Genomic DNA, 5,790 nt, shown 5'->3' with positions numbered 1-5,790 from the left:
CACCATCACAATAGTAATAATTAATTATACAACTAATTTTAACATACTTCAACACATGAAAATTAATTTTAAAAAGGTTATTTCTTTATTTTTAGTAGTATTTTCTTTATTTTCTTGTAAAAATGAAGAAAAAAACGTTGTGGAAAATTTATCTCAGTATGTAGAGCCACGTATTGGTACAGCCCATTGTCGTTGGTTTCATTTTGCACCCGGAGCATTACCATTTGGCATGGCAAAACCAGCTCCTTCTACTAACGGTAGTCTTGGAAATAAGTCTGGTTGGGAGGCTACTGGCTATGATTATCGTGATAATACTATTGAAGGTTTTCCTTGCTTGCATGAGTTTCAGATTGGAGGGATATCGTTGATGCCAACTGTCGGAGAACTGCTTACTGTACCAGGGTTACCTTCTGACACTATTAAGACTGGGTATCGTTCTCATTTCAGTCATGAAAATGAGGTAGTTAAGCCAGGATATTATTCAGTACTGTTGGATGATTATCATATTCAGACAGAACTAACAGCAACTGAACGTGTTGCTTTTCAACGCTTTACTTTCCCGCAAGGTCAAAAAAAACATTTATTATTTAATATAGGTAACCGACAGGGAGAAAGTGGATCTGTTAATGATGCTTATATTGTTTATAATCAGGATGGAACAGTTGAAGGATGGGTGATAACAGAACCTGAATATGTAAAAAAATATCAACCAGGAGCAGTCGTACCTTTGTACTTTTCTGCTGTACTTGACAAAAAACCGCTCAATTATGGTGCATATAATGGAAATGTCCAACAGCAAGGCGCCCGTGAGTCAAAAGGTGTGGGAGCTGGGATGTATTTTTCTTTTGCTTCAGAGAATCAGGAAATCGTAACTGCTAAAATAGGCTTGTCATATACTTCTGTAGAAAATGCTAGAATAAATTTACAACAAGAAGCTTCTGATTTAGACTTTGACCATGTTAAAGAACGCGCACAAGCTACCTGGGAAGATTATTTAGGACGCATACGGGTTGAAACAGAATGTAGGGAAGACAAAGTGAAGTTCTATACCGGACTTTATCACGCCTTGTTGGGACGTGGTTTGGCAAGCGATGTAAATGGAGCTTATCCTCGGAATGATGGTTCGGTGGGACAGTTGCCTATGAAAGAAGGTACTCCTTTATATAATATTTACAATACAGATGCCGCATGGGGAGCCCAGTGGAACTTATCTCAGTTATGGATATTGGCTTATCCGGAATATATGTCAGAATATATAAGCAGCCATTTGCAGACATATAAGGATGCTGGTTGGCTAGCTGATGGATTGGCTAATAACCGTTATGTGTCTGGTGTAGGAACAAATTTATTGAGTACTATTATAGCTGGTGCTTATGAATGCGGAATTCGTGATTTTGATACTAAAACGGCGTATGAAGCATGTCTGAAAAATGAACTGGAAGGTAAAAACAGACCTTTTGGAGCAGGAAAAGTAAATACAACAGAATTTGTCAAGTATGGATATGTTCCCCATCAAGATGAAGGCGAAGGTTATCATGAAACCTTTATGTTTTCAGCATCACATACGTTGGAGTATTCTTATAGTACCTGGGCTGTTGCACAGTGGGCTAAGCAGTTAGGGGATAAATCTCATTATAGTCAGCTGATGGATTTGTCAAAAGGATGGGAACGCCTTTATGACTCTTCATGCAATTTTATCCGCCCGAAAAAAGCAGATGGAAAATTTGTAGATAAATTTGATCCTATGCAGGTTTGGCGAGGTTTTCAGGAAGGTAATGCTTGGCAATATACTTTTTATGTGCCGCACGATGTAAAAAGCTTAGTGGCTAAAATGGGGGCTGATAAATTTAACCTACGTTTGGACAGTATCTTTACGGTTTCCCAAAAGAAGATTTTCAGTGGTGGAACAGAGGTAGGTGCTTTTGCAGGATTACAAACTTTATATAATCAGGGTAATCAGCCTTGCTTACATATTTCATGGCTTTTTAATGAATCTGGCCGTCCATCGTTGACACAGAAATGGGTACGTGCAATCTTGAATGAATTTTATGGCACTGATGGTATTCATGGATATGGATATGGTCAGGATGAAGATCAGGGACAACTAGGAGCGTGGTATGTAATTTCATCTATTGGACTGTTTGATGTGAAAGGACTGACGGATGAGAATCCTTCTTTTGCCCTAGGAGCTCCTCTGTTTGATAAAGTAACTATTCGTTTAAGCGATAAATATTATTCAGGAAAAGAGTTCGTTATCACGACTTCAGGAAATGAAAAGGGAACTTCTTATGTGCAGCAATATTCTTTAAATGGACAACAGTTACACGAACCTCGTATCCCATTCTCTGAAATTGTAAAAGGTGGACGTTTGGATATTCAGATGGGGAATTCTCCAAAAGATAATTATTAAAACCATCGCTTGATTAATAGTGTTTGCTAGTTAAAAAGTAAACTGATAAAATAGTATTTATATGAATATAAGACGATTATTAGGAGTAGGTGTGATATGGTTGGGAATGTCTGTTCCAGCAATAGCATCTTTAGTGATAAAAAATGTGGAAATCACATTTCTTCCGGCTTTATATAAGTCGGATAGTGGTTTACAACAGCGAGTTTGGATAAACATTGTGCATGAAGGGGATGTTGAGCCTATAGTTCTTCAGTTGGGTGAAGTTGCTAAAAAGGTGAAATTACATTCCGGAGAGAATAATTTTTATATAGAAATTCCAGAGGTAAGTCAAGCGCAGGAAGATGTATTGACTGTGAAGCAAGGAAGAGAAATACTTTATACTGAACCTATAAAGATAAATCCGGTTCGTCATTGGCAAATGAATCTGGTGCAACATACGCACACAGACATTGGCTATACCCGTTCTCAAATGGAAATATTGGCGGAACATTTACGTTATATTGATTATGCATTGGATTATTGTGACGCTACCGATAATTATCCAGAATCGGCAAAGTTTCGTTGGACTTGTGAAATTTCATGGGCTGTCAGCGAATATTTAAAATGCCGTCCGGCGGAGCAGATTGCGCGCTTGAAACAAAGAGTCAAAGAGGGGCGTATTGAGCTTGCTGCGATGTATCTTAATTTTGACGAATTGCCAGATGAGCAAACTTTGGCAGCATCATTGGCTCCCCTTAAGCAGTTCCGTCAGCACGGAATGCGTGCGGAGTTGGCTATGCAAGATGATGTAAATGGTATTGGCTGGTGCTTTAGTGAATATTTTGCTGATGCGGGAGTAAAATATTTGAATATGGGTACCCATGGACATCGTGCTCTGATTTGTTTTGATAAGCCGACCGTATTTTGGTGGGAATCTCCTTCAGGAAAGAAAATGCTGGCTTATCGTGCAGAGCATTATAATCAGGGAAACTTTTTCGGAATTCACAATGACAATTTTGAGTCATTTGAAACTAAGGTGTTGGAGTATCTGAAGCAATTAGAAGATAAACATTACCCATATGATATTTGCGCAGCTCAACATTCAGGATATTTTACAGACAATGCACCTCCTTCAACCAAAAGCTGTGAAATGGTAAAGCGTTGGAATGAAAAATATGAATGGCCTAAATTGAGAACGGCTGTTGCCACAGAGTTTATAAAAACGGTAGAAACACAGTATGAGGATAAAATTCAGACAATTCGTGGAGCATGGCCCGACTGGTGGACGGACGGTTTTGCTTCTGGTGCCCGTGAGGCCGCTGTATCTCGTATCACTCACTCAAATGTGATTGCTAATCAGGTCGGTTTATCTTTTGCTAAAATGTTGGGAGCAGAATTGCCTGCTGATATAAATAAGCAGATTGTAGGAATTAATAATGCTTTACTATTTTATGATGAGCATACATTTGGACATAGTGAGAGTGTGCGTAATCCTTATGGGTTAGAAACATGGGAACAGCGTTCGTTAAAGCAATCGTATGCATGGGAAGCATATCGGTATACAGGATTATTGGGAGAAACTGTTATGGGATTACTTCAGTCATTTACTCCTAAGACGAAGCTTCCGTCTGTTGCTGTTTTTAATACTTTAAACTGGGATTATAGTGGAGTCGCTAAGGTGTATATTGATCACCAGATATTACCGAAAGAAAAAAATTTTGAAATTGTAGACGCTGCTGGTAATAAGATTCCGGCTCAGGCAGGAGAAGTTCGTTCTGATGGTACATATTGGTATCTGTATGTGCGAAATGTTCCAGCTTTAGGTTGCGAACGTTATTTTATTAAAGTAAAAGATGCTCCTCGTCCTGTAGTTGAACAGACAATACAATTAGCCGATACACATATAGAAAATGATTGGTATGCGGTTGATTTTAATTTGCAGCGTGGAACAATTAAACATTTATTCGACAAAGAACTTAATTGTTCCTTGCTGACAGATGATGCAAAGTGGGAATTGGGTGAGTTCGTTTATGAAATTATAGACAGTCGTCATCCTATGGAGAAATATCAGGCTCCTCAGTTTTTACGTCGTAGTCCGGAAAAAATCCGTTTTGAACAGTTTGAAAAAGGAGAAATATGGGATACTTATCGCTTTCGTGCAACTACTTCTGCCGGCATTGGTGAAGATAATTTAATGGTGGAGTTCCGTATATACAATGTAGAGAAAAAAATAGAAGTACTTTATCGTTTGCGTAAAAAATCTGTAATCGATCCGGAAGCTGTATATGTTTCTTTTCCTTACCAGATTGAAAATGGAAAAATATTCTTAGATGTTCCTGGTGGAAATATAGAAGCAGGTGTTGATCAAATTAAAGGTTCATCTAATGATTGGTATACAGTGCAGAATTTTGCAACAGCGCGAAATAATCACTCACAAGTTATCATGTGTAGTCAGGAGATACCTCTGATGCAGTTTGGAGCTATTAATACAGGACGTTATCAGGCCGGAGCGGTTCCTCAGTCTACTAATATGTATTCATGGCCAATGAATAATTATTGGGTTACAAATTTTAATGCTGATCAGGTAGGAGAAATCCAATGGAGTTATTTTATAAATTCTTCCGAAGATTCTTCTTTGGAATATGCAACAAAATTTGCGTGGTCTAATAGAATTCCTTTCCTAACTAGAGTGTTACCTGCCGGAGAAGGAAATAATGGAGCTAATCAGGTGAAAAATATTCTGAGAATGAATTCAGAGAATGTTTTATTGGTGAATATGGCTCCTGTTGAAAATGAAAAGGCTGTTATGTTGCAACTTAGAGAGATTGGAGGTAAAATGGTAGACCTTTCTTTCTCTTCGGATATTGTGAATATTAAAAAAGTGGAAGTATGTGATGTTGTTGGAGAAACAGTTAAAGGTAAACAAGCTGCTTTGAAATTAAAACCTTGGGAAAGTAAATTTATCAAAATATACTGGTAATGTTTATTTAAATACTGTTTTTGATACTAGCTTGAGGGTGTCAAAACTAAAATGACTACTCTTCAAAGTTACAGATTATAACTATAATATTTAAAAGGGTCGTATCAAACTCTGTATTGAGTAATGATACGGCCCTTTCTTTAGTCTTTTAGGATGCTCAAATTTCAAATTATAAGTTCATATTTTCAAAAAATGAGTTTTGACGCACCCTCTTCTTTTTAATGCTAATAGATGAATATTTTATGAGAATATAGAATATGTGTATTACAAGTTTTGTTATATTATTTGAACAATTTGTGTTACATGTGGACAAATTTATTTTTCCTGCTTTCTTTTTTATACTTTTGGTATATTATAGTTTAATTATGTATAATTTATTGATAATTAAACTGATTTATATAATATGTATGCGCTTATATAG

The 5,790-nt window shown here is 37.0% G+C and carries 2 protein-coding genes; both read left to right on the top strand.

What is annotated here, in order from left to right; translation table 11 throughout:
- Nucleotides 1-55 precede the first annotated feature (55 nt).
- Entirely contained in the window at nucleotides 56-2,410 is a 2,355-nt protein-coding gene (locus tag H6A61_RS14830) for a GH92 family glycosyl hydrolase (RefSeq protein ID WP_204394668.1), read from the top strand.
- 61 nt (nucleotides 2,411-2,471) lie between these two features.
- On the top strand, nucleotides 2,472-5,369 hold the full coding sequence (locus H6A61_RS14825; RefSeq protein ID WP_204394667.1) for a glycoside hydrolase family 38 C-terminal domain-containing protein: 2,898 nt from the start codon (nucleotides 2,472-2,474) through the stop codon (nucleotides 5,367-5,369).
- The last annotated feature ends 421 nt before the right edge of the window (nucleotides 5,370-5,790 follow it).

The organism is Bacteroides caecigallinarum, assembly GCF_016901995.1.
GTDB lineage: Bacteria > Bacteroidota > Bacteroidia > Bacteroidales > Bacteroidaceae > Phocaeicola > Phocaeicola cellulolyticus.
Note: the sequence above shows the minus strand (reverse complement) of the source record. Positions and strands in the feature narration are given on the sequence as shown.

Coding starts and splice junctions, on each gene's coding strand:
- H6A61_RS14830 (WP_204394668.1), top strand. CDS start 56: ATGAAAATTAATTTTAAAAAGGTTATTTCTTTATTTTTAGTAGTATTT.
- H6A61_RS14825 (WP_204394667.1), top strand. CDS start 2,472: ATGAATATAAGACGATTATTAGGAGTAGGTGTGATATGGTTGGGAATG.